The following is a 23,870-nucleotide window of genomic DNA, read 5'->3' as shown; positions in this document are numbered from 1 at the left end:
CTCCTTTTCATCAACAAACAGTGGTCGGCAGATCCTGCCAGTCAGGAATGGTATGCTGTAAGGCAAATCCATTCTATCAGGTTGCCCCCATGATTCTGCAATCCATGCTGCTCAGCCTGGCCATGCTAGGTCAAGGCTCATATGACATCAATGAGCAGCAGATCAATCAGTACCTGCAATCCCAGGTGCAAGTCGACAAACAGCTGGAGCTGCCCGGCATCATAAAGGCCCATGTGAAGCTGGAGCAGAGCGATGTCCAGATTGGCCGTCAACAGCCAGACACCGCCCGAGTCTATGGCAAGGGCAAGCTCAAGATCGCCCTGCCCGACAATACCGAATATGACGCCCGCCTGCAGATGACCTATGAGGCAAGACCCCGCTATGACAAGAGCCAGAGCGCGCTGTTTCTCGACAACATGAAACTGGTGGAGTACAAGCTGGAACCGGAGGCGGCAGAGAGAAAGTTCGGCATGATGCTCGGTATGCTGCTGCAGAGCATGGAGAAGCGTCTTGAGAGCAAACCGGTTTACCGACTGGATGACAAGGATCCGCAACAAGCCTGGCTGAAAGAAAACCTGCTGGGGCTGGAGCTGTCACCGGGCAAAATCCACCTGCTGACCAGACCCCGCTAGCCCGCTCAATTCAGGAGGGGCTGGCTGGTATCCCGTACCAGCAGCTCCACCTGATAACCCTGCTGCTGCTGTTGCTCATAAAGGGAGAAGAGTGACCCGCTCAATTGGTTGAGGGAGATATCGGCAAAACCGGCCTTGAGATAGAAGGGTTTCTCGAAAGGCAGTACCTGACAGACTACCGGTTTGTCCTCCAGACCGTGACAGGCGTGCTGCAACAGCCGTGAACCCAATCCCAGCGACTGGTAGTGAGGCAACAGACGAAAGCCGCACAGATGATAAAACTCCTCCTCGTCCCGCAACCGAACCGCCCCCACCAGCCAGTGAGCATCACGTACGACAAAGACCCGCTCTGCCAGATCCGGCACATAGTGGGAAAAAGTCGTCTCGTAATAATCCTTGATGAGAGAGAGATCGGCGTCACAGTACTCCTCGAAGATGAGTTCCATCGCCAGCATTCCTGACACAAAAAAATTCCTTTATAATCAGTAGATAAGATAGATTGAAACTAACTAGCCAGACCAGCTTACACCAGCAAGATAGCATGCCTTTTATTAACAAAAAAGCGAGCATGCTGGAGCACTTCCCTAAGACGCTTATGACCATTAGCTACCGGAAAATTCCACCTTTTGGCGCCTCTCCTGGCCATACTCCGGCATCCCCCCGTCCCTCGGTCAAATCCCCCCTCCACTTCACAACTCCCTGTTTGTACGCTTGTTCTGCACTCGCCATGGTGCTTTACTCAACATGATGATCCAGGGAAGGAGTGTGACGGTTGAAAGCATGGATGCTGGCAGGCCAGATGGTGTTGATCCCCTTGAGTGGATGGAGCCAGACGCCCCCTCCCGCGGAGGTGGTCTTCCTGACCGCAGCCCCCTCTCCCTTGCGCCCGGTCAATCATGCTGCGCCCGCCCCACAACCCGAAACCACTCAAACAGCGGCAACCGCCGCTGGCGGCAAGAAGCAGATCCAGGTCTATAAATCGGTGCAGCAAAACGGGGTAGTACGTTACTCCGATATGGCGCCCGAACAGGGCCATTACGAACTGCTGCTGTTCAACGACTGCTTCGCCTGCGACCCCAAATCCAGCGTCAACTGGCAGACCACAGGACTGTTTCTCTATGACTATGCCAGCACCATCAAGGCAGCAGCAAAGACCTATCAGGTTGAGCCTGCGCTGATCCGAGCGCTCATTCACGCCGAATCGGCTTTCAATCCACTGGCGGTCTCCCGCAAGGGGGCGATGGGGCTGACCCAGCTAATGCCTGCCACGGCGCGGGAGCTGGGGGTCGGCAATGCCCTGCTGGCGGAGCAGAATATCTTCGGCGGGGTGAAATACCTAGCGGGACTGCTCAAGCAGTATGACGGCAACATTGCGCTGGCGACCGCGGCCTACAACGCCGGGGCGGGCGCCGTACAAAAACATGGCGGCATCCCACCCTATGCGGAAACGCGCGCTTATGTGGAGCGCGTCCAGTTGCTCCATCAGCGCTACAAAGAGATGCTGCAGGCCAAGGGACTCTGACGTTTGGCTTGGTGAGTTCTCTTATCTCACTCCTCCAGAAACAAAAAACACGCCCTCAGGCGTGTCGATACCACACTTTGTTTCGCAAATGATTACTTCTGCTCCGTCGCCACCAGGCGATAAGCCAGCGCACCCAGAATGGCACCGACAATCGGGGCAACCCAGAACAACCACAGCTGGCTGACCGCCCAGTCACCGACAAACAGCGCAACGCCGGTACTGCGAGCCGGGTTGACCGAGGTATTGGTCACCGGAATGCTGACGAGGTGGATCAGGGTCAGGCACAGACCGATGGCGATCGGTGCGAAACCGGCAGGCGCACGGCTATCGGTGGCGCCCATGATGACGAACAGGAAGAAACCGGTCATCACCATTTCGCATACGAGTGCGGCAGTCAGACTGTAACCACCCGGAGAGTGCTCACCGTAGCCGTTGGAAGCAAAACCGGCAGAGAGATCAAACCCGGCCTGACCGCTGGCAATCACGTAAAGCACGGCAGCGGCGGCAATGCCACCCAGCACTTGCGCCACGATATAAGGCAGTACACCGGATGCAGGAAAACGACCACCCGCCCACAGACCGACGGTGACGGCCGGATTGAGGTGGCAACCGGAGATATGGCCGATGGCAAACGCCATGGTCAGCACGGTCAGACCGAAAGCCAGCGAGACCCCCAGCAGACCAATCCCGACGTGAGGGAAGGCTGCAGCCAGCACGGCACTGCCGCACCCGCCCAATACCAGCCAGAAAGTGCCCATAAACTCAGCAGCAACAGGTTTCACATTATTTCTCCCATTTGAGATAACACCGAACAAGACCCGAGAAGGGCCCATGCTTGAACAAGCGCAGCATTATGGGAGTGTGAGTCCAGATTGCGAACCCGGCAGGCAGGGCTCACTGAATGTGATGTTCGTCACAATTAGTTGATTAGATAAGAGATTTATCATTAAGACAGCTGACTGCACATCTCATGCCCAAGGGCGTCATGCGACAACTTGTGACACCATTTAGCTCGAGTGCTCATCCCTTGAACGATAAAAACGGAGGCGTGGTCAGTCTCCTGCAGGGGCAAAACGGCTGACAACCTGCCCCTGATGCTCAATCCACTCCATAAACATGGCGACGGGACGGGCATAGACCTGACCATCCTGCTCGGATTGATAAATGACCAGCTGCTCCTGGGTTTCGGTATGCAAAGCCAGGGCAAGCACTTGATAGTAACCCCCCTTGAAGTGGCGATAGCGGCCTGGAACGGGTGCTTGCATGGGAAAACCTCGCAGAAGTGAACACCGATGAGCGAACCACATAAAGATGACACCATGAGTGCCGGTCAACTCATCGAAAAGGGGGACAAAGACGATTTTTTACACAAGCCAATCGTGCCACAGGATCCGGATATTGCAACACAGTCAAGCAGCTTTGTTAATTCGTTCCCCATGTTTCACTAGTTAACCTTGGTTGGCACCAAAGATTGTGCTGAATTTAACGTTCTAGCAACCCTGTTTTAGGGCTAAAAATCAGGGAATTCTTCTAAAAAGAGGATTGTTCTAGCATTCAATTCTGTGAAGAATAGGGGAAAAGAAATTTGATACTAAAAATCGCCTTTTTCGCCAACGCGTCCCTGTGGGGAAGGAATCACACTCACCATGTTCACAATCGACAAGTCGCACAAGCTCGACGATGTCTGCTATGACATCCGCGGCCCGGTGCATAAAGAGGCTCGCCGTCTCGAAGACGAAGGCCACCGCATTCTCAAGCTCAACATCGGCAACCCGGCTCCGTTCGGCTTCGAAGCGCCGGAAGAGATCATCAAGGATGTGATCCTCAACATGCCCCAGAGCCAGGGCTACTGCGACTCCAAGGGGCTCTTCTCCGCCCGCAAGGCGGTGATGCAGTACTACCAGCAGAAAGGGATGCGCAAGGTCGACATCGACGACATCTACATCGGCAACGGCGCCAGCGAGCTCATCGTGATGGCGATGCAGGCGCTGCTCAACAACGGCGACGAGATGCTGGTGCCCTCCCCTGACTACCCGCTCTGGACCGCGGCAGTGACCCTCTCCGGCGGCCATGCGGTGCACTACCGCTGCGACGAAGGGGCCGACTGGTATCCGGATCTCGACGACATCCGCGCCCGTATCACCCCGCGCACCCGCGGCCTGGTGCTGATCAACCCCAACAACCCGACCGGCGCCGTCTACGGCAGCGAGTTTTTGCTGGAGGTGATCGAGATCGCCCGCCAGCACAACCTCATCATCTTCGCCGACGAGATTTACGACAAGATCCTCTACGACGACATCTCCCACACCAGCGTCTGCACCCTGTGCGACGATGTGATGGTGGTGACCTTCAACGGCCTCTCCAAGGCCTACCGCGCCTGCGGCTTCCGCCAGGGCTGGATGGTCATCACCGGGCCCAAGGGCCGTGCCAAAGGCTATATCGAAGGGCTGGAGATGCTGGCCTCCATGCGGCTGTGTGCCAACGTGCCGATGCAGCACGCCATCCAGACCGCCCTTGGCGGCTACCAGAGCATCAACGAGCTGATCCTGCCGGGCGGTCGCCTGCGCCGCCAGCGTGACAAGGCCTGGGAGCTTTTGAACGAGATCCCCGGGGTCTCCTGCGTCAAACCCAAGGGGGCGCTCTACATGTTCCCGCGCCTTGATCCCAAGGTGTATGACATCCGCGACGATCAGAAGATGGTGTTCGACCTGCTGCAACAGGAGAAGCTGCTGCTGGTACAGGGCACCGGCTTCAACTGGCCGGCGCCGGATCACTTCCGGCTGGTGTTTCTGCCCCGCGAAGAGGAGCTGGAGGATGCCATCGGCCGCCTCGCCCGCTTCCTTAAGGGCTACAAGCAGTAAGCAAGGCTCATGAAAAAGGCTCCCGCGGGAGCCTTTTTGTTATCTGTGGTTTTATCCGTGCCATCAGCCGTGCAGCAGGGCACCGGCCACCAGCACCGCCATGGTGATGAGGGCTACGCCGATGATAAAGGGCAGCACCCAGCGCACGAAGCGATCGTAGGGGATCTTGGCGAGCGCCAGCCCCGCCACCAGATGGGCGGCGGTAGGGGCGAACAGGTTGATCCAGCCGGAGGCGGACTGATAGGCGGTGATCACCAGATCCCGGGAGATGCCGGAGAAGTCAGCCAGCGGCCCCATCAGCGGCATGGAGACAGTCGCCAGCCCCGAGGTGGAGGGGATAAAGAAGCTCAGAATGATGTGCACCAGATAGGCCATCAGGATGAAGACCGATGAGGAGAGTCCGGTCACCAGCCCTTCGGCCCAGTGCAAAATGGTGTCGATGATGACGCCCTGCTCCATCACCACATAGATGCCACGCGCCACCGCCACTACCAGCGCTACCCCGATGAGATCCCGAGCGCCGCTCAAGAAGGTCGCCACATAGTTGGACTCCGGCATCCGGTTGATCAGAGCAATCAGGATGGAGGCACTGAAGAACAGGGTGGAGAGCTCGTCAAACCACCAGCCAAAGGTGGGCAGCAGATCGATCCCCAAATCGGACCAGGGCACCACCGCATAGATCATCAGCAGGAAGGTGCCGAAGAAGACCAGCATGGTGAGCTTCTGCTTGCCGGTGAAGGCGAGGTTGCCGCTCTTCATCTGGGAGAACTCGTCGTCATAGGTGATGTCGGCCAGCACGGAGCGGGACTTGTCCTGCTGCACCTGCTTGGCGTAACGCATCACGAACCAGGAGGCGAAGATCACCAGCAGCAGCCACTGGATAACCCTAAGGCCAATCCCCTCACCAATGGGGATACCGGCGAAACCAGAGGCAATACCGGTGGCAAACGGGTTGACGGTGGAGGCGAGCACCCCGACCCCGGAGCCGAGCAGGATGATCCCCGCCGCCACCATGCGATCGAAGCCCGCCGCCATCATCACCGGCACGATCAGCGCCCAGAAGGCCACCGTCTCCTCTGCCATGCCGAAGGTGGAGCCGCCGAGGGCAAACAGGGCGATCAGCACAGGAATTAGCAGCCGCTCACGCCCGGCAAAGCCGCGCACAATGGCCCCCACCCCGGCATCGAGCGCACCGCTTTGCATGGTCACCGCGAGAAAACCACCGATGATGAGCACGAACAGCGCCACGTCGGCCGCCTTGTGAAAGCCCTGAATGGGGGCCTTGAGCACCTCGAATACCCCTTGCGGGTGGGCGGGTAACTCGGTGTAGCTGCCAGGCACCGGCAACAACCGCTCGTCGCCGCTGTAATCGGCCACGGCCGCTGCCGCCACCGGCTGCTGGGTCTTGGCGGTGACATAGTCATATTTGCCCGCTGGCAGCACCCAGGTGAGGCCAGCCATCAAGGCGATGATGATAAAAAGCAGGGTATAGACAGTGGGGAGTTGGCGCTTCTTGGGCGCCTCATTTGGAGTGGTCATAGCTTCCGTTCCTCGGCAATGCCGTCTGTGATCCGATCAGCGCAAGACTAGCGGGTTTGATATGGGAAAAAGGTGATCGCTGATAATAAAATTCCGCAATTTGGCGGAATTTTTGCCAAAAAAACAGGGCCCCGCGGGGCCCTGTTTTCACTTGAGTCAGACTCAGAGCTCGACCACGTCGAATTTCACATCCGGATTCACATCCGCATCGTAATCGACCTCGTCCAGACCAAAACCGAACAGGCGCAGGAACTCCTGCTTGTAACCGGTGTAATCAGTCAATTCGGAGAGGTTTTCGCTGGTGATGGATGGCCACAGGTCACGGCAGGTCTGCTGCACATCTTCACGCAGTTCCCAGTCATCCATGCGGATGCGAGCCTGCTCGTCCAGCGCCATGTCAGACGCGTAGAGACGGGTGCGCATCATGCGATCTACCTGCTCCATGCAGCCCTCGTGAATGCCCTTCTCCTTCATGATCTTGAAAGCCATGGAGATATAGAGCGGCATCACCGGAATGGCGGAAGAGGCCTGGGTCACCACGGATTTCAGCACGGCTACGTGAGCGGTACCGCCCTTGGCAGCCAGATCGCCACGGATGGCGGCAGCGGCGCGGTCCAGATCTTCCTTGGCGCGGCCCAAGGTGCCGTGCCAGTAGATTGGCCAGGTCAGATCGGTGCCGATGTAGGAGTAGGCCACCGACTTGGCGCCGTCGGCCAGCACGCCTGCATCACGCAGGGCAGCCATCCACAGCTCCCAATCCTGACCGCCCATCACTGTGATGGTGTTCTGGATCTCTTCCTCGTTCGCCGGCTCGACGGTAGCGGTGATGATCTGATCCTTGTTGGTATCGATGGCGGTGGTGGTATAGACCTCGCCGATCGGTTTGAGGGCTGAGCGCACCACTTCGCCGGTTTCCGGCATCTTCCGCACCGGAGAGGCCAGGGAGTAGACCACCAGATCGATTTGACCCAGATCCTGCTTGATCAGCTCGATCACCTTGGCGCGGCACTCGTTGGAGAAGGCATCGCCGTTGACGCTCTTGGCGTAGAGGCCCGCCTCTTTGGCTGCCTTGTCGAAAGCGGCAGAGTTGTACCAGCCAGCGGTACCGGTCTTGGACTCGGTGCCCGCTTTTTCAAAGAAGACGCCGAGGGTGGCGGCGCCGCTACCGAAGGCAGCCGCAATCCGGGAGGCCAGGCCATAACCGGTGGAAGCGCCGATCACCAGCACCTTCTTGGGGCCATTCTCGATGGTGCCCTTGGCCTTGGTGTAAGCAATCTGGCGACGAACATTGGCTTCACAACCGACCGGATGAGTGGTGGTGCAGATAAAGCCGCGAACCTTGGGTTTGATGATCATATGGGGTCTCGGATCCGTTTAATGGATGAAATCGGGGCATAAGATACCTCATCTTGCCGCGATAAGGTGCTCTGATGTGTTGAACTGCGGCAAAAATGGGCATCCGAAGGTGGCAATCATGGTCCATGCCATGGTGCCACCTCACGGCAACTAGCAGGCAATGCGGGTAATGTGGCCATCCTGCAGCTTATAGAAGGCATCTTGCGGCAACTCCTGTGACCAGGTCGCCTCATAGCCGAGATCGGCATAGACGCCGCGCAACATGGCACCGAGCAGACCGTGGGAGATAACGATGGCCCGCTCGGCGATCGCGGGATCCTGCAACCACAGGTGCGCCCGGCGCTGAATACTCTCGAAGCTCTCGGCCCCCGGTGCCTGCAGATACCAGTCCCCCTTGCCGATATCGAGCTCGGGATGAGCGAGCCGCAGCACCGGGATCTGGCAGCTCTCCCACTCTCCCATCCCCAGCTCCATCAACCGATCGTCCCAGATGATGCGATCAGCTGACAGTCCCAACTGCTCGCACACCAGCTGCGCAGTCTGACGAGCACGGCCGAGCGGGCTAGCATAGACGGTCCAGCGGGCAGGATCCGCCAGTTCGCCAGCAAGGCGCCGCCCCATGGCGATGGCTTGCGCCTCACCCTTGTCGGTCAGATCGGAGTTGCAACGCCCCTGCAGACGCTGCTCAGCATTGAAGCGGGTCTGGCCATGGCGCAGCAGATAGATGAGTCGAGACATGATTTCTCCAGCACGTTCAGAGAGATAGAAAAATAAAGGGGGAAAATGATAGCAGATGAGCCCGAAGGATGGCCCGAACAGAGAGGCTAAAGCGGGCGTAAAAAACGGGTCAGGACTGACCCGTTTGCTGCCAATTTGGCCAGAGTGTGTCGGCTCAGCCCTTCTTGATCTCCCGCAGATAGCGGTAGATGGAGTGGACCGAAATGCCGAGCTGGCGCGCCGCAATCTGGGCGCTGTCTTTTAACTCGAAGATCCCCATGTCGTGCAGCTGGTTGACGATAACCCGGGTCTTCTGGGACGGGGGCACCGCCTCGTTGCCTCGCACCTCGGCACTGACGGTGTCGATGGTGCTGTTGAGCGCTTCGTCGATGTTGCGGGCGAACACCTCCGGGGTGGCATGGCTCTCGTGGGGGTGCATGCACTCCGGCATCATGGTGCGCAGCACGGATTGCAGCGGGGCATCCATGTCGCTGTTGATACAGAGCAACCCGATGGCCCTGTGCTCCCCGTTGCGGATCACGGTAGTAATGGAGCGCAGGGTCTTGCCGGTGGCACACTTGGTCATGTAGGGGCTGGAGATATCCTGCCCGCTCTTGAGCTTCATCATCGCCAGGTTGGTGATGGGGGCGCCGACACTGCGGCCGGTGATATGGCCGTTGGCAATCTTGACGATCGAGGGATTGCGCGCATCCAGACTGTGGAGCAGCACTTCGGTGTGCTGACCATACATGGCGGCGATGCCGTCCACTATGTTCTCCATCGACTTGAGGATCTCAAAATCGCTCGGACTCAACTCTTGCAGCTTCACAATGGGACCTTCTTGCAAGGGTTGCTGCCGGACAATAGACGCCGGGCAGCAACCAACAGGGACATCAGGCGGACATGATATCAATAATGGTGCTGTCTGTGGCAGACATGCCCTCCTTCACCATCTGGCCGACGTTGCGGATGGTCTGATCCACGTCACCGGCGACGATCCCCTGCCCCGACACCGAGTGGCTGTTGAGGGCCATCAGGAAGCCGCGCACCGCCGCACCGGAGGAGGTACTCACCTTCATGGCGCAGGAGGCTTTCGCCCCGTCACATACCATACCGGCACTGTCGCTCAGCACGTTCTGGATGGCGAAGCAGGATTGCTCGAAGCTGCCGCCCGCCAGATAGACCATGGCCATGGAGGCGGCCGCGCTGGTCACGGTATTGCCACAGAAGGCCGACAGCGGCGGATAGTGAGACTTGATATAGATGGCGCCCAGATGGCTCATGATGAGGGCGCGAGCCAGCTGCTCTTCGCTGGCCGCAAAGCGCTCGGCAATCACCATCACCGGAATGGTGGCGGCAATGCCCTGGTTGCCGCTGCCAAAGTTGCTCATGGCTGGCAGGGTCGCCCCCCCCATGCGGGCATCAGAGGCAGCCGCCGTCATCATCACGATGCGGTTCATCACATCCTCACCGATAAGACCGGCATTGATGTTCTGCTGCATGGTGCGGCCGATCTCGAGGCCATAGGGGTTGTTCATCCCCTCGGCAGAGAGCTTGCCGTTAAGCTCGGAGGCTTTGAGGATGAACCTGATCTGCTCGAACTCCACCTGGGTGGCGAACTCGTAGATGGCGGCGATGCTGATATCGACGCCATCGCAGATGGAACCGGTGGCGCCGCCCTGGCTCTGATCGGCGGTGAAGGTCACCTCGCCATCGCGGCGCTGCTCGACGATGCGGGTATGACCGCCGCAGAGGGTCACTTCTGCGCTGTGTTCTTCACCCTTGTCATCAGTGCCATAAACGGTCACGCGGCAGAAGATAAACTCGGGGGCGGCGGTGCGGCTCACCTGCACCTTGCCGGCATCGATCAGCTGCTGGGCACGATCCACCTGTGCTGGCTGGATCGCGGCCAGCACCTCCAGCCCGGCATCGGCGTTACCGCCGATGGCACCGGCCGCGGCCGCAATGGCCAGACCGATCTTGCCGGTGCCCGGCACATAGACACCCATCGAGTTTTTATAGAGATTGTCCGACACCGCAACCTCGAGGCGACCGGGCTCACGGCCCAGTTGCCGGACGGCGACAGCCGCGGCATAGGCGGCGGCGATTGGCTCGGTACAACCCAGCGCTGGTTTGACAACCTGTTGAATAATCTGCAGATACTGCTGCCACGCTTGTTTCATCACTTGAACCTTTTTATCAGCATTAACGAGCGATATGGGCGATCGCTTCCACTTCAACCTTGACGCCCATCGGCAGATCCTTCACTGCGAAGCAGCTGCGCGCCGGACAATCTTTCTGGAAATAGGCTTTATAGACCTCGTTGAACGCGGCAAAATCGCTGATCTCGGCGAGGTAGCAGGTGGTTTTGAGCACGGTATCCAGCGAGCCGCCCGCGGCTTCCAGCACGGATTTCAGGTTTTCCAGTGACTGGCGGGTCTGGGCGGCAATCCCCCCTTCCACCACACCACCCTGCTGCTTGCAGACCGGCAACTGACCGGAGGTAAAGATAAGGTCGCCATAGGCAGTGCCGTGGCTGTAGGGACCGATAGCGTCAGGTGCCGCTGCTGCTGTGATGATGCGTTTCATATAGCCACTCCTGTTTGTGCAATTTTTTTTGCAATCATGAATCTCATTCCGTTCAACATTATTTGCTTTTTATTTTATCCATTCAACAAAAAGATACAAAAATGGCGTTTAAAGGCACCTTTCGGCCTCAATATAAACCGTGATCACCATCCTGATTTGAACAAAAGTACTCTTATGGGCATTGTTTATGACAGTTTCATTCAACTATATTTGCGCCAATTTCCCACATCCCTACAAAAAAGAAGGTTTTAATGGACGCGCATAGCACTACACTCGCCAGCCCCGTGATGGGCACGCTGGAATGGAAAGAAGCGGTTCGCTTCGACAGCACCGACTGGGGCTGGATCATCATGAGCATCGGCATGGCCATCGGCGCAGGGATCGTCTTCCTGCCGGTACAGGTGGGTCTGATGGGCTTGTGGGTCTTTCTGCTCTCGGCGGTGATCGGCTACCCCGCCATGTATATGTTCCAGCGCCTCTTTATCAACACCCTGGCCACTTCGCCGGAGTGCAAGGATTACCCCAGCGTCATCACCGGCTACCTTGGCAAGAACTGGGGTGTGCTGCTCGGCGCGCTCTACTTCGTGATGCTGGTGATCTGGGTCTTCGTCTACTCCACCGCCATCACCAATGACAGCGCCTCCTTCCTGCAGAGCTTCGGCGTCACCGACGGCCTGCTCTCCGAAAACCCGCTCTACGGTCTGGTGCTGATCTGTGGCCTGGTGGCACTGGCGTCGCGCGGCGAGAACCTGCTGTTCAAGATCTCCACCTTTATGGTGCTGACCAAGATCAGCGTGGTGGCCGTGCTCGGCCTTATGATGGTGGACAAGTGGGATGCGGCCAACATCACCGCCATGCCCACTGCCGGTGACTGGATGAAGGATGCCATCATCATGCTGCCCTTTACCCTCACATCCATCCTCTTTATCCAGAGCCTGAGCCCCATGGTGATCTCCTATCGCTCGCGGGAAAAGTCGCTGGAAGTGGCTCGCTTCAAGGCGATGCGCGCCATGAACATCGCCTTCGGCATCCTGTTTGTGGTGGTGTTCTTCTACGCAGTCTCCTTCACCCTGGCCATGGGCCACGATCAGGCGGTCAAAGCCTCCGAAGAGAACATCTCCGCACTGGCCATGGTGGCCCAGGGGATGCCCGGCCAGACCCTCAAGCTCCTGAGCCTCACCCTCAACATCTTCGCGGTGATGACCGCCTACTTCGGCGTTTACCTCGGTTTCCGTGAAGCCTGTCAGGGTCTGGCGATGAACCTGTTGCGCCGGGTGCTACCGGAAAACCGCATCAACAAAGGCTTGGTGGGTAAGGGCATCATGGTGTTTACCGTCATGCTCTCCTGGGGGGCCATCGTGCTCAACGCACCGGTACTGAGCTTCACCTCCATCTGCAGCCCCATCTTCGGCATGGTAGGTTGTCTCATCCCGGCCTATCTGGTCTATCAGGTACCGGCGCTGCACAAGTACAAGGGCACCTCCCTCTACATCATCATCGTTACCGGCCTGCTCCTTTGTGTCTCGCCCTTCCTGGCGTTCAACTGATCGATTGCAAACGCCCTCCTTATCGACTTCGGGCCACCTTCGGGTGGCCCGTTTTTTATTGGCGCAACCCGCCTCTCTGTCGCTGCGGCTGCCAAGTCACCCCGCGGGGCAAAAAGCCAAGGGGATCACAACTTGCAAGCTGACCTCCCCCAAGGGGCCTGGTGCGGAGTAATATTCAGGCATCACCGCATGCACCCGTCTTATCGGTTATCGAGGCCTCATATGAAATGGATTTTCAACCCGGCCATCAAGCTGGGCAATCAGCTCTCCTTCAAATACAAATTCCTGCTCTGGTCCTGCCTGATGCTGCTGCCACTGGCCTACAGCATGACCAATCTGCTGGGGCGGCTGCAGGATGACAACGCGCAGGCCAACCGCGAGCTGGCGGGAGTGGTCAATCTCACCCCTGTACCCGCTATCGAGCAAGCCCTGCTAACCCATCGAAACCTGGTGACCCGTCACGCCTATGAGGTGGATCCGGTCGGTGACGATCAGGTCAAGGCGGCCGCACAAACAGTTGATCAGAGCCTGCAAGCCTTTGCCGACACCCGCCAGAACAACCCCTCCTTTGAGGTGATCCAGCAGGGCTGGGCTGCCCTGCAGAGTAAAGCGGGCAAGCTGGAGGTGGAGCAGAGCAACCTGCGCCACGACAAGCTGCTGACCGAAGTACGCCATCTCTACAAGCACATCACCGCCAGCAGCAGCCTGATCCAGGATCCGTCGCTCGGTACCTACTACATGGTAATCCTCGCCAGCGAACGGTTGCCGCAGCTGCGCGACTTGCTGGCCCAGGTGCGGGATCGCGCCGCCACCATCGCCGATTTCGGCCTGTTTCAGGCAGAGGGCTACAGCGGCCTGCGTTTTCGTCTCGACCTCATCAACGCCACCCTGCAGGAGCTGGAGGCCGATCTGACCCTGCTCTACCAGATCGAACCGGCATACCGCACCGAGCTGGGTCAGCAAACTGATGCTCTGATACAGCGGGTGCGTCAGGGGGTCGAGACCATGGAAAACAAGATGATGAAGGATCAGCTGGTGCAGCTCTCCACCAAGGAGGTACAGGCACTGGGGGATAAGATGGACGAGGCTATCAGCGCGTTGGCAGGCCAGGTACGCCAGCGGCTGGAGGCCGACCTGCATCAGCGGCTGGCCGCCAACCAGCGCCACTTCTGGTGGGTCACAGCGCCGCTGACCGTCAGCTTGCTGCTCTACCTCTACCTGATGATCGGCGCCTATCTCTCCCTGCACGAAACCGTAGGGCGGGTGCGTGATATTGCCGCCCGGGTCAACGCCCAGGATCTCAGCCAGCATATCGAGATCGTCGGTCAGGACGAACTGGCCGCCATCAGCCACGATTACAACGTGACGCTGGAGACCCTGCGCACCCTGATGCTGCGAGTGCGGGAAAATGGCGTCACCGTGGTGGAGAGCGCCACCGAGATCGAAGCGCGCACCTGCCGCTCACAGGAGGTGATTGCTGATCAGCAAGGAGAGACCCATCAGGTCGCCACCGCCATCAAGGAGCTGGCCGCCACCTCACAGGACATGGCGGGTAACGCCCTGCAAGCCGCCCGCATGACCCAGGAGGCGCAGAACGTGGTCGGTCAGGGCGAGGATGTGGTGGAGCGCACCATCAAGGCCATCGACCATATCAACCGCGAGGTGCTGCGCACCGCCGATACCATAGGCCAGCTGGAGCAGCAGTGCAGCCAGATTGGCGGCGTCATCAGCGTGATCCGCGGCATCGCCGAACAGACCAACCTGCTGGCCCTCAACGCGGCCATCGAAGCGGCCCGGGCCGGTGAGCAGGGTCGCGGCTTTGCGGTGGTGGCCGACGAGGTGCGGTCTCTTGCCAACCGCACCCAGGGGGCTACCGTCGAGATCCAGCAGATGATTGAACAGCTGCAATCCGGCGCACGCGCCTCGGTCACCGCCATGTCGGCGGCCAGCCATGAAGCGCAGGAGGGGGTCGGGCTGGCGCAGGAGGCAAAACAGGCCTTCGGCGCCATCACCGAGAAGGTGGATCGGATGGTCGATACCAACGCCATCATCGCCAGCGCCATCGAGCAGCAGGGTGCGGTGGTAAACGAGATCGAACGCAACGTGGTGCGCATCTCGGATGGCAGCGACGAGGCGCTGCAAGTAGCCAACGCCGCCCGCGATGCAGCCCGCCAGATCCACCAGCTCACCGAACAGCTGCGCGCCATGGTACAGAGCTTCGTGCTCTGAGCCAGCGCCCGCCCCCACTCCATCGCCAGCCCCTACCGGGGCTGGTTTTTTGCAAATTCAGACGATCAGGCAGCATTGTTTTTCTTGGCGAAAAAAGTATCGACTAACCATTGTGCGATGAGGATAAAGCGGAGTAATCTTCAGCCACAATAAGATTCGAACGTTACCTTTTTGCCAGCCACAGGCCCGGGGATCAGTTCGACGCCCGATAGGCAGTTCGACAAGAGTTCGGCGAGAGGAAGCTCGCATCACGACACAACCGTTCAGGCGAGGTATCGCAAATGGCGAAGTACCAGTTTTTCTCTATCCCGGCCTCCAACCGGCAGCAGTACACTTTTATCGACATGGCCTCCCCCACCTTCCTGACCGAGAAAGCGGCGCTGCTGACGCAGGGGTTCGAGGTGGAAGAGGATTTTATCGACGCAGCTAACCCGCGCGAGGCGGTGGAGAAGTATCGCTCCAACTTCCTCTATGTGGCCGATGAGATAGGCAAGTCCGATAGCACCTATGCCGCAGCCGTCGCCATGCTGGTGATTGGCAAGGGGCTATTAGGCAATAAAACCCGTCGAGATTAGGTACAACGGTAAAGAGTCGTGGCCATCGTGGCAACGTGCCCGATGGCCATATGGCAAGACATCAATTCGGTGAGTCAGAAGCGCCCCAGCTGCTGGAGCATCTCGATTAGCTCCTCTTCGCTGCTCGGCTCATAGGCCAGCTGAAGGCTCGGCGCGGCGCCTCCCATCAGCATGTAGACATTGGTGCTGCAGTGGTCGTAGTGATACCACTTACCGTCGATACAGACGTCGGTATAGCATCTCGGGTCCCTTTTCAGTTCCATATGCACATCCTTTTGTTACATCCCATCAACATCACTTCTGACCGTAAAGTAACCGCCGCGGATCACACTTGATGCAGATCAAGAGAAGCGGCTGACAACCGCAGATATCTGCCGGATCTGTGGCCTGCACGGCCCGGAGTGGCCCATTGCTATCCGAATGAAGATGGGGAAAGCCCCGCGACAGCATTGCGGGCGTTCCACAACAAAAACGGCGCCCGCAGGCGCCGTTTTTTCATCTCCCCGCCAAAGCGAGGGGCAAGCCAAAAGGCTTATTCGTCTTCCAGATAGGCGTAGCCTTGCAGACCCAGCTCCAGCTCGTCGAGCAGGGCTTTACGGGTTGCGTCGTCCAGCGCCGGGTGGGAAGCGATCCGCTGATAGTTCTCGCGGATCACGGACGGGTCGATGTTGACGTAACGCAGCAGCTGGTCGACGGTATCGCCGCGCACCACGTTGCGAATGTCCATCTTGCCCTCTTCGTCCAGCCACACTTCTGCGCAGTGGGTGTCACCGAACAGGTTGTGCAGATCGCCCAGGATCTCCTGATAGGCACCCACCAGGAAGAAGCCGACGTGGCACTCTTCATTCTCGCCGTAAACCGGCATCGGCAGGGTGCTCTCGACCCCCAGACCGTCGACGTAGTGCTCGACCTGACCGTCGGAGTCACAGGTGATATCCATCAGGATGCCGCGACGGCTGAGCGGACGCTCGAGACCGGCCAGCGGCATCACCGGGAATACCTGACCGATACCCCAGGCATCCGGCAGGGACTGGAACAGGGAGAAGTTGGCAAAGCACTTGTCAGCCAGCTTTTCACTCAGTTCGTCAGCCAGCGCACGGTGGTTGCGGTTGACCGGATTGAGCAGCTCTTTGAGCGCCAGACAGGTGTTCTGATGCAGCATCTCGGCCCAGGCACGCTGTTCGAGGTTGAGCAGCCCCATGGTGTACTGGGTGTTGACGTCAGCCAGATCGGCAACCGAGTCGTGGAAGATCTCCAGCAGGGAGGGATCTTCACCACTCAGATCCTGCCACCCTTTCCACATGTTCTGCAGAATGGTCGGCGCATCTTCGCCCGGCGCGCTGATGTCGTTCATCTCCACCCCTTCGGCACCAATGATGTTGGTGACCAGTACGGCGTGGTGAGCGGTCAGGGCACGGCCGGACTCGCTGATGATGGTCGGGTGCGGCAGGTCGAACTCGCGGCAGACATCGCCGATACCCCAGACCACGTTGTTGGCGTACTCGGAGAGGCTGTAGTTGGCGGAGCAGTGGCTCTGGGAACGGGTTCCCTCGTAGTCCACCCCCAGGCCGCCACCGACGTCAACGACTTCGATGTTGGCACCGAGGCGACGCAGTTCGGCGTAGAAACGGCCGCACTCGCGGATACCGCCCTGAATGTCACGGATGTTGGCGATCTGGGAACCCAGATGGAAGTGCAGCAGTTGCAGGCAATCCAGCTTGCCGACACTGCGCAGACGCTCGATCAGCGCCAGGATCTGGGAGGCTGACAGGCCGAATTTGGACATGGAGCCGCCGCTCGATTCCCACATGCCGGAGCCAGTGGAGGCGAGCTTGGCGCGCACGCCGATATTGGGCTTGATGTTGAGACGAGCTGACTCGTCCAGCACCATCTCCAGCTCGGAGGGCTTCTCTACCACGATGTAGACCTTGTGGCCCATCAGGTTGCCGAGCAGAGCGTGGCGGATATATTCGCGGTCTTTGTAACCGTTGCAGACGATCACCGAGCCTTGCTCATGGTGATGGGACAGCACGGCCAGCAGTTCCGGTTTGGAACCAGCTTCCAGGCCAAGCCGGGGCTTGTCGCTGTAGGACTGGCTGATGGTCTCGATGACGCGACGCTGCTGGTTTACCTTGATCGGGTAAACGCACAGGTAGTCCCCTTCATAGCCTGACTTCTCGATGGCCTGACCGAAGGCGTTGAACAGCGCATCGACCCGGCTCTTGAGGATGTCGGGGAAACGCAGCAGTACCGGAGTGGTCAGCCCGGATTGACGCAACTGTTCGATGGCGTCAGAAAGCACGATTTGTGCGTCAGGGCGTGACTTGTCGGGAGCAACGGTCACATGACCGGCGTCATTGATATTGAAAAAACCCGCACCCCAGTAGGGAACGTTGTAGACCTTCAAGGAGTCCTTGCTGGACCAGTTAGTCATGGGCTATGCCTCGCAAATGAGCGACCCAAAGTCGCCTTCGTTACCCTCAATCACATCCAGACCATCTAGTGCAGAGTACGGCGAGCGCTGCCATCACGAGACGCAGCCACCCAAACCAGCGCTTTGCACATCGCGGCAAGCCAGAGGCTGCCTGGTGGATCTTGGGGAAGTAACGAGTCTTGATGTGGGGCTGGTGGCTTTACATCAAGCTCAACGGTATGCGGTGCCACTATGCCGTAGCGCCGCGGTACTTTGATGACAGACGACATCAGCCACGCCGTCAGTTCATCATTCGGCAGCGATCCCGACAGAAGGAGAGGGTTCCAAGGAAGAGAAGCGAAGGCGCCAGCACGCATGCGTGTTGATAGACGACAACAACCACAGCCCACCTCACCGTCAGTGACCGCCCATGACAAGGGAAGATGATGAGCCGGTGGCCCACTCGGTCAAATGAAGGATGAGAGTCTGTTGTTCTCCCTGATACCGGAGCCTAACCGGTATTAAAGAAACCATTCCCCAGCAGTGTCTGTCGTTTCTGCGTGCCTCGCCCTATAGGCGTATGATCGGTCGGGTTTCTGGCGGCTCTGCCTGCTTCAGGGTTGCCCTTGGATCGGCGCGGAGTGTACACACTTACCGCGGGCAGTGACAATAAAAAATAGTGTTCAAAATCCCCTTTTAATGAGTCGATCAAATCTTGCTGGCGGGCAGGCGGGCTCTGGGATGGCGCAGGTTATGCGACAGCCCGGTTTCCCCTTGAAAAGTGTGTGAAAACGCCACAATTGGGCTGACGCCTTGCTGTGCGGTGGCTGAGGGGAATTTGGCCGCCACCGCCAGCGCCTAAATATCGCAATAAATGCCACATTTATGCGATCTCCCTCCCGGACGTTGCGTCGCACGCCGCACCTCACCCGCTCTCCCCTTGCGTCAAAAAATGGGAAAAACCTGCGCTGACGCAATGAGTGCCCCGCACGGATTGGCCACAATGGCCGCTCACAATCGGTTAGAGGCTGACTAATGGATACCCTGCTTGAGCGTTTTCTGCGTTACGTAACTTTTCATACCCGCTCCGATGAGACCAATCCAGCCTGCCCGAGCAGCGAAGGCCAGCTGATCTTTGCCCGTGCCCTGCAAGAAGAGATGAAGTCGCTAGGGCTGACCCGGGTCACCCTGGATGAGCACGGCTACCTCACCGGCTGCCTGCCAGGCAACCAGCCGGACGCCCCCGCCATCGGCCTGATTGCCCACATGGATACCGCCGACTACGAGGCAGAGCACGTGGTACCGCAAATCATCGAGAACTATCAGGGCGGCGATATCTGTCTTGGCAAGGGTGACGAGGTGCTCGCCATTCGTGACTACCGCTTCCTGAAAAACTACCTGGGTCAGGATCTCATCACCACCGACGGCACTACCCTTCTCGGCGCCGACGACAAGGCGGGTATCGCCGAGATCCTCAGTGCCATCGACCACCTGCAGGCGCACCCCGAGATCCCGCGCGGCGATATCTGGGTCGGCTTTACTCCGGATGAGGAGATCGGCCGCGGCGCCAACCTGTTTCCGCTGGAGAGATTCCCGGCCAAGTGGGCCTATACCGTGGATGGTGGCGAACTGGGCGAGCTGGAGTATGAAAACTTCAACGCCGCCAGCGCCACGGTGCGTTTTATCGGCAATAACGTCCACCCCGGCACCGCCAAGGGGAGCATGATCAACAGCCAGACCCTGGCCGCCCGCTTCCACGCCGCCATGCCAGTCGACGAGACCCCGGAGTGCACTGACGGGTATGAGGGCTTCTTCCATCTGGCCCAGATGAGCGGCACCGTGGAGGAGAGCACCCTGCACTACATCATCCGTGACTTCGACGACGAGCACTTCGCCGCGCGCAAGGCCGAGATGCAGAGCCGGGTGGCCGCCCTGCAGGCCGAGTATCCCAAGGCCCGCATCGAGCTGACCCTGACCGACAGCTATCGCAACATGCGCAGCCAGATCGAGCCGCACATGCATATCGTCGAGCTGGCCAAGGCCGCCATGGAGGCCGCCGACGTGGTGCCGAAGATCAAGCCCATTCGCGGCGGTACCGATGGCGCCCGTCTCTCCTTTATGGGCCTGCCCTGCCCCAACCTCTTCACCGGTGGCCACAACTTCCACGGCAAGCACGAGTTCATCCCGCTGCAGTCCATGGAGAAATCGGTCGCCACCCTGGTGGAGCTGGTGCGCCTCACCGCAGCCTGGCGCGGTTAATCGGGTCGCTATCTTTACCGCGACAACCAAGGGGGAGCCGGTCAACCGGCCCCCCTTGCTATCTGGCCATCACCCATCAAGAAAGGTAAACCGGGGAGGGTCGCTCAGGAGCTACTGGCTGCCGCAGCCATCAAACTGTCATCCCGCTGACATGTCGCGGGAACAGTGCCACATCATGCTGGGAGCAACGGATCGCCGGAGCCCTCCAGATGTTCACTATCGATACCCTGCTGACCCAGCACTTCCCCCACCTGCTTGGCTACCCTCTGCTTACCCCGTTGTTCAAGCGGCTGCTGGGCTGGCTGCTCAACGAACGTGCCTTTGCCGACTTTGCCACCCGCTACCCGCACCTGCGCGGCCTCGACTTTGTCGAGCAGGCGCTGACCCAGCTCGATTTCGACTATCGGGTCAGCGAGGCGCAGCTGGAGCATATTCCCGCCAGCGGCCGGGTCATTCTTGTCGCCAACCACCCCATCGGCTCGCTGGACGGACTGGCGCTGCTGCAACTGCTCGGTCGCATCCGCCCCGATGTGAAGATCGTCGCCAACCAGCTGCTGGCCCAGCTCGCGCCGCTGCGCCCTTTGCTATTGCCGGTGGACAATATGGAGGGCAAGACCGATCGACAGGCCATCCTCGCCATGAACGAACACCTCGCCCATGAAGGGGCGCTGGTGATCTTCCCCGCAGGTGAAGTCTCGCGGCTTGGCTTCAAGGGGGTGAAAGATGGCCCCTGGCAGGCAGGCTTTATCAAGCTGGCCCAGCGCACCCGCACCCCGCTGGTGCCCATCCATCTGGGGGGACGCAATAGCCTCTGGTTCTATCTCGCCTCCTGGCTCAACAAGCCCGCCTCTGCCCTGTTGCTGGTACGCCAGCTGTTTCGCCAGCAGGGGCAGACCCTGCCGGTGACCATAGGAGCACGCATTCCACTCGGCAGTTTTCAGGATCTACCCGCCAAGACGGCGGCGCGGCTGGTGCGCAACCACCTCTACCGGATTGGCCGTGGCAAGGCGGGACGGCTGCTGACCGAGGCCCCCATCGCCCTGCCGGAGGATCGCCGCCAGCTCAAACAGGCCATCGAAAGCTGCGAACAGCTCGGCACCACCCCGGATGGTCAGGGGATCTACCTCTACCGCCGCCATGAACTGAGTCACTCGGTGATCCTGCGCGAGCTGGGGCGACTGCGGGAGATCGCCTTTCGCGCAGTGGGGGAAGGATCCGGCAAGCGGCGGGATCTCGATGGCTTTGACAACGACTATCACCACCTGATCCTCTGGGATCCGGCCCGACTCGACATTATCGGCGCCTACCGGTTCGCCCCAGTGGCGGAGCTGCTGGCCAGCAAGGGGAAGGATGGCCTCTACAGCCACACCCTGTTCGGCTTCGAGGATAAGCTGCTGCCCCGGCTGGAGCAGGCCATCGAGCTTGGCCGCAGCTTTATCCAGCCCGCCTACTGGGGCAAGCGAGGGCTCGATTATCTCTGGTTCGGCATCGGTGCCTATCTGGCCCGCTATCCCCGCTACCGCTACCTGTTTGGCCCTGTGTCGCTCTCCGGCAGCCTGCCGCCGGCGGCCAAGGATCTGCTGGTGAGCTTCTACCGCCAGCACTTTGCCCCCGAGCTGGCTCTGGCCCCCTCCCGCCGTCCCTACCCCGAGACGCAGCCTCTGTTCGAAGGGGTGGATTATGGCGCCGACCTCAAAGCGCTCAAGGCCCGCCTCGACAATCTGGGCTGCGCCATCCCTACCCTCTACAAGCAGTATTCCGAGCTGTGCGAGCCGGGCGGAGTGCAGTTTATGGACTTTGGCATCGACCCCGACTTCAACCACTGCATCGACGGGCTGGTGTGGGTCGATGTGAGCCGCATCAAGTCCCACAAGCGGGCCCGCTATATCGGCAGCCATCAGGCCGAGCCGCGCTTATAACCCTGCTGGAGCCAGGCAAACAGCCAAATGCAAAAAAGGAGAGAGAGGCCATCGCCTCCCTCTCCTTTCGCTCTCATGCTCAGCACCTTTTCGAGGCGCTCGGCCCATCTGGCGTTACTCGGCCGCCTTGCGATCCGAGTGGCCGAGATCCCGCTCAGGGGCGATGACATCGCGCACCCGCTGCTTGATCTCCTTGGCCTCGGGGAAGCCGTCATCGACCACCCGATCCCACACCTGCACCCCGCCCACCAGAATGCGAAACTCCCCCTTGCTGGCCGGCACCAGCGCCACCTCCCCCAGATCGCTGTCAAAGGTGGATAGCAGCTCCTGCGCCAGCCAAGCGGCGCGCAGCATCCAGCGACAGAGGGTGCAGTAGCGGATTTCGATGCGGGGTTTGCTGATCAGGGTTTCAGACTCGGTCATGAGTGACTCCATAAAAAAGCGACAATGGCGGGAAGTGGCGTACCGCTGCCCAATGGCCGATCCCGGTTTGGTCAAATCAGTGCTGATCAACCCCATGAAAATCGGCCAGCCAATGGCGGGCAATGGTACGCATCGCCGATTCTGGCAGCTCGAACAGGCCGGGTGCAAGAGGGCCTGCCGCCAGCATCCGGATCCCTTCCATGATCTCCGCCAGCACCAGATAGACATATTCACCAATCACGGCGCCATGGACGAAGTTGACCGCCTCGCCCCGGTTGAGCAGGTAGATCTGGGTACCATCCGGCCGGTTGAGGGCCAGCACATGGGGGCACACCTCTTCGCTCGGCCACGGCAACTGGGCCAGCGAGAAGGCGAACTCGTCGTCAGCCGAGGTGACCGAAGCGACCATGGTGCCGGGGCGCAGCGCTTGCAGATCCGCCAAGTCCAGCGAGCCGTTGCCGGTAGAGCAGATCACCAGCTCGGCACGGCTCAACGCCTCGGCCTTGGTGATCAGGCGAAAACCGTGAGAGAGCGCTTCGACCTGTCGCAGCACATCGGTCTCCACCAGCCCGAGATGGAGGTTGCGACAGCGCAGGTCGCGGGCGATGCTGCGCCCCACCTTGCCATAGCCAAAGAGCACGGCTTCGCAGACGTTGAAGGTGCGATTGAGGGTGCGAGCCAGCGACTCCGCGGAGTAGACCACGCTCAAACCAATCTGGATATCCTCGGCCTGCTTGAGGGGGCTGCGCGCCACCGACACAACCGGGGTCGCCAGCACCTCCTGCTCATAGCGTTGATGGCCGTTCTCGGTCATCTCCACCACCCCGAGGAAACGGGGGCCGAAGTATTCACTCAAGATCACCTGGGTTTTGGCAAAGTAACCGCCTATGTCGAGGATCAGCAACCGCTCGTGGGGGGCCACCAGCGGTGCAATTTGCTGGATGAGACTGTCGGGATCATTGGTCCAGTGCCGGTTAAGGGGCAGCACCGGATAGTGCTGGGATACCCACTCGAAGGTAGGTCCGTGTACCGATTTCGGTTTGGGTAAAATCGCGCCAATCCGCCCAATCTGACCGAGGGCATCGATAAAACGGGGGCGATCGGGAAGCAGGTGAGTGACCAGCAGAATGCAGAGACCGTCGATACGTCCCTGTCCGGTGAAATGGCGAAAAAACAGATGCTCAGATCCTTGACTGCGCAACTGTGGCCTCCTTATGTGCCGCAAAGCAGGCAAACAGAACCCGGCGCGGCCGGGTTCTGTGTGTGTCCAAATAAAATGAAAATCCTTT

21 protein-coding genes are annotated in these 23,870 nt (G+C 59.5%); 8 read left to right on the top strand and 13 right to left on the bottom strand.

Annotated elements, in window-relative coordinates; translation table 11 throughout:
- Positions 1 to 89 precede the first annotated feature (89 nt).
- Positions 90 to 632: a DUF1439 domain-containing protein gene (locus G5358_RS04570; RefSeq protein WP_005344183.1), complete on the top strand. Its 543-nt coding sequence runs from the start codon at positions 90 to 92 to the stop codon at positions 630 to 632.
- Positions 633 to 637: 5 nt separating this feature from the next.
- Here the strand turns inward: G5358_RS04570 and G5358_RS04565 are convergent, their stop codons facing one another.
- Positions 638 to 1,078, bottom strand: a complete 441-nt coding sequence (locus G5358_RS04565; RefSeq protein ID WP_266134531.1) for a GNAT family N-acetyltransferase — start codon at positions 1,076 to 1,078, stop codon at positions 638 to 640.
- Positions 1,079 to 1,404: 326 nt separating this feature from the next.
- Here G5358_RS04565 and G5358_RS04560 point away from each other — a divergent pair, with 326 nt between their 5' ends.
- A complete protein-coding gene (locus G5358_RS04560; protein ID WP_421309607.1) occupies positions 1,405 to 2,154 on the top strand; it encodes a lytic transglycosylase domain-containing protein in 750 nt (249 codons plus the stop codon).
- A gap of 92 nt (positions 2,155 to 2,246) precedes the next feature.
- On the opposite strand, the gene aqpZ is transcribed toward G5358_RS04560, so the two are convergent.
- Positions 2,247 to 2,936, bottom strand: coding sequence for an aquaporin Z (aqpZ, locus tag G5358_RS04555; RefSeq protein ID WP_042656004.1), 690 nt, complete (start codon positions 2,934 to 2,936; stop codon positions 2,247 to 2,249).
- A 270-nt stretch (positions 2,937 to 3,206) separates the two neighbouring features.
- Positions 3,207 to 3,419, bottom strand: a complete 213-nt coding sequence (locus G5358_RS04550; protein WP_005334366.1) for a DUF1653 domain-containing protein — start codon at positions 3,417 to 3,419, stop codon at positions 3,207 to 3,209.
- 381 nt (positions 3,420 to 3,800) lie between these two features.
- On the opposite strand from G5358_RS04550, the gene G5358_RS04545 reads away from it, so the two are divergent.
- Positions 3,801 to 5,015: a pyridoxal phosphate-dependent aminotransferase gene (locus G5358_RS04545; protein ID WP_421323698.1), complete on the top strand. Its 1,215-nt coding sequence runs from the start codon at positions 3,801 to 3,803 to the stop codon at positions 5,013 to 5,015.
- Positions 5,016 to 5,078: 63 nt separating this feature from the next.
- On the opposite strand, the gene G5358_RS04540 is transcribed toward G5358_RS04545, so the two are convergent.
- From G5358_RS04540 to G5358_RS04515, 6 genes are all read right to left on the bottom strand, one after another.
- Positions 5,079 to 6,554, bottom strand: coding sequence for a YfcC family protein (locus tag G5358_RS04540; RefSeq protein ID WP_421323696.1), 1,476 nt, complete (start codon positions 6,552 to 6,554; stop codon positions 5,079 to 5,081).
- Positions 6,555 to 6,716: 162 nt separating this feature from the next.
- Complete coding sequence (gene fabV, locus G5358_RS04535) at positions 6,717 to 7,910, bottom strand: enoyl-ACP reductase FabV (RefSeq protein WP_005353312.1); 1,194 nt, start codon at positions 7,908 to 7,910, stop codon at positions 6,717 to 6,719.
- Positions 7,911 to 8,060: 150 nt separating this feature from the next.
- The gene (locus G5358_RS04530; RefSeq protein WP_159157263.1) at positions 8,061 to 8,648 is read right to left on the bottom strand and encodes a histidine phosphatase family protein; all 588 of its coding nucleotides are present in this window, start codon (positions 8,646 to 8,648) and stop codon (positions 8,061 to 8,063) included.
- 154 nt (positions 8,649 to 8,802) lie between these two features.
- A complete protein-coding gene (locus tag G5358_RS04525) occupies positions 8,803 to 9,456 on the bottom strand; it encodes a helix-turn-helix transcriptional regulator (RefSeq protein ID WP_005334376.1) in 654 nt (217 codons plus the stop codon).
- 64 nt (positions 9,457 to 9,520) lie between these two features.
- Positions 9,521 to 10,810, bottom strand: a complete 1,290-nt coding sequence (locus G5358_RS04520; protein ID WP_058059917.1) for a serine dehydratase subunit alpha family protein — start codon at positions 10,808 to 10,810, stop codon at positions 9,521 to 9,523.
- A 22-nt stretch (positions 10,811 to 10,832) separates the two neighbouring features.
- Positions 10,833 to 11,216 carry a Rid family detoxifying hydrolase gene (locus tag G5358_RS04515; RefSeq protein ID WP_005344164.1) on the bottom strand — a complete coding sequence of 128 codons (384 nt, stop codon included), beginning with the start codon at positions 11,214 to 11,216 and terminating at the stop codon, positions 10,833 to 10,835.
- A gap of 251 nt (positions 11,217 to 11,467) precedes the next feature.
- Between G5358_RS04515 and G5358_RS04510 the strand changes: the two genes are divergently transcribed.
- The 3 genes from G5358_RS04510 (at position 11,468) to G5358_RS04500 (ending at position 15,567) form a co-directional block, all read left to right on the top strand.
- Positions 11,468 to 12,763: a hypothetical protein gene (locus tag G5358_RS04510; RefSeq protein ID WP_319920420.1), complete on the top strand. Its 1,296-nt coding sequence runs from the start codon at positions 11,468 to 11,470 to the stop codon at positions 12,761 to 12,763.
- Positions 12,764 to 12,985: 222 nt separating this feature from the next.
- On the top strand, positions 12,986 to 14,992 hold the full coding sequence (locus G5358_RS04505; RefSeq protein WP_421323695.1) for a methyl-accepting chemotaxis protein: 2,007 nt from the start codon (positions 12,986 to 12,988) through the stop codon (positions 14,990 to 14,992).
- Between the two features lie 281 nt (positions 14,993 to 15,273).
- Positions 15,274 to 15,567 carry a hypothetical protein gene (locus G5358_RS04500; protein ID WP_421323694.1) on the top strand — a complete coding sequence of 98 codons (294 nt, stop codon included), beginning with the start codon at positions 15,274 to 15,276 and terminating at the stop codon, positions 15,565 to 15,567.
- A 74-nt stretch (positions 15,568 to 15,641) separates the two neighbouring features.
- Here the strand turns inward: G5358_RS04500 and G5358_RS04495 are convergent, their stop codons facing one another.
- Together G5358_RS04495 and speA are read right to left on the bottom strand one after the other, a co-directional pair.
- The gene (locus tag G5358_RS04495) at positions 15,642 to 15,830 is read right to left on the bottom strand and encodes a hypothetical protein (RefSeq protein ID WP_005334402.1); all 189 of its coding nucleotides are present in this window, start codon (positions 15,828 to 15,830) and stop codon (positions 15,642 to 15,644) included.
- Between the two features lie 269 nt (positions 15,831 to 16,099).
- Positions 16,100 to 18,001, bottom strand: coding sequence for a biosynthetic arginine decarboxylase (speA, locus tag G5358_RS04490; protein WP_041208699.1), 1,902 nt, complete (start codon positions 17,999 to 18,001; stop codon positions 16,100 to 16,102).
- A 1,014-nt stretch (positions 18,002 to 19,015) separates the two neighbouring features.
- Between speA and pepT the strand changes: the two genes are divergently transcribed.
- A complete protein-coding gene (gene pepT, locus G5358_RS04485) occupies positions 19,016 to 20,239 on the top strand; it encodes a peptidase T (protein ID WP_421323693.1) in 1,224 nt (407 codons plus the stop codon).
- A gap of 209 nt (positions 20,240 to 20,448) precedes the next feature.
- Positions 20,449 to 22,158 (top strand): lysophospholipid acyltransferase family protein, encoded by a 1,710-nt coding sequence (locus G5358_RS04480; protein WP_421323692.1) that lies wholly within the window; start codon positions 20,449 to 20,451, stop codon positions 22,156 to 22,158.
- A 114-nt stretch (positions 22,159 to 22,272) separates the two neighbouring features.
- On the opposite strand, the gene G5358_RS04475 is transcribed toward G5358_RS04480, so the two are convergent.
- Together G5358_RS04475 and G5358_RS04470 are read right to left on the bottom strand one after the other, a co-directional pair.
- Positions 22,273 to 22,581 (bottom strand): SelT/SelW/SelH family protein, encoded by a 309-nt coding sequence (locus G5358_RS04475; protein ID WP_019445942.1) that lies wholly within the window; start codon positions 22,579 to 22,581, stop codon positions 22,273 to 22,275.
- Positions 22,582 to 22,657: 76 nt separating this feature from the next.
- Positions 22,658 to 23,782, bottom strand: a complete 1,125-nt coding sequence (locus G5358_RS04470) for an adenosylhomocysteinase (protein WP_421211662.1) — start codon at positions 23,780 to 23,782, stop codon at positions 22,658 to 22,660.
- Positions 23,783 to 23,870 lie beyond the last annotated feature (88 nt).

The sequence above is a fragment of the Aeromonas sp. 604176 genome (assembly GCF_049170755.1).
In the GTDB taxonomy this organism is placed as follows: Bacteria; Pseudomonadota; Gammaproteobacteria; order Enterobacterales; family Aeromonadaceae; genus Aeromonas; species Aeromonas veronii_A.
The sequence above is the reverse complement of the archived record's forward strand: the minus strand, read 5'-3'. Positions and strand labels throughout refer to the sequence as shown.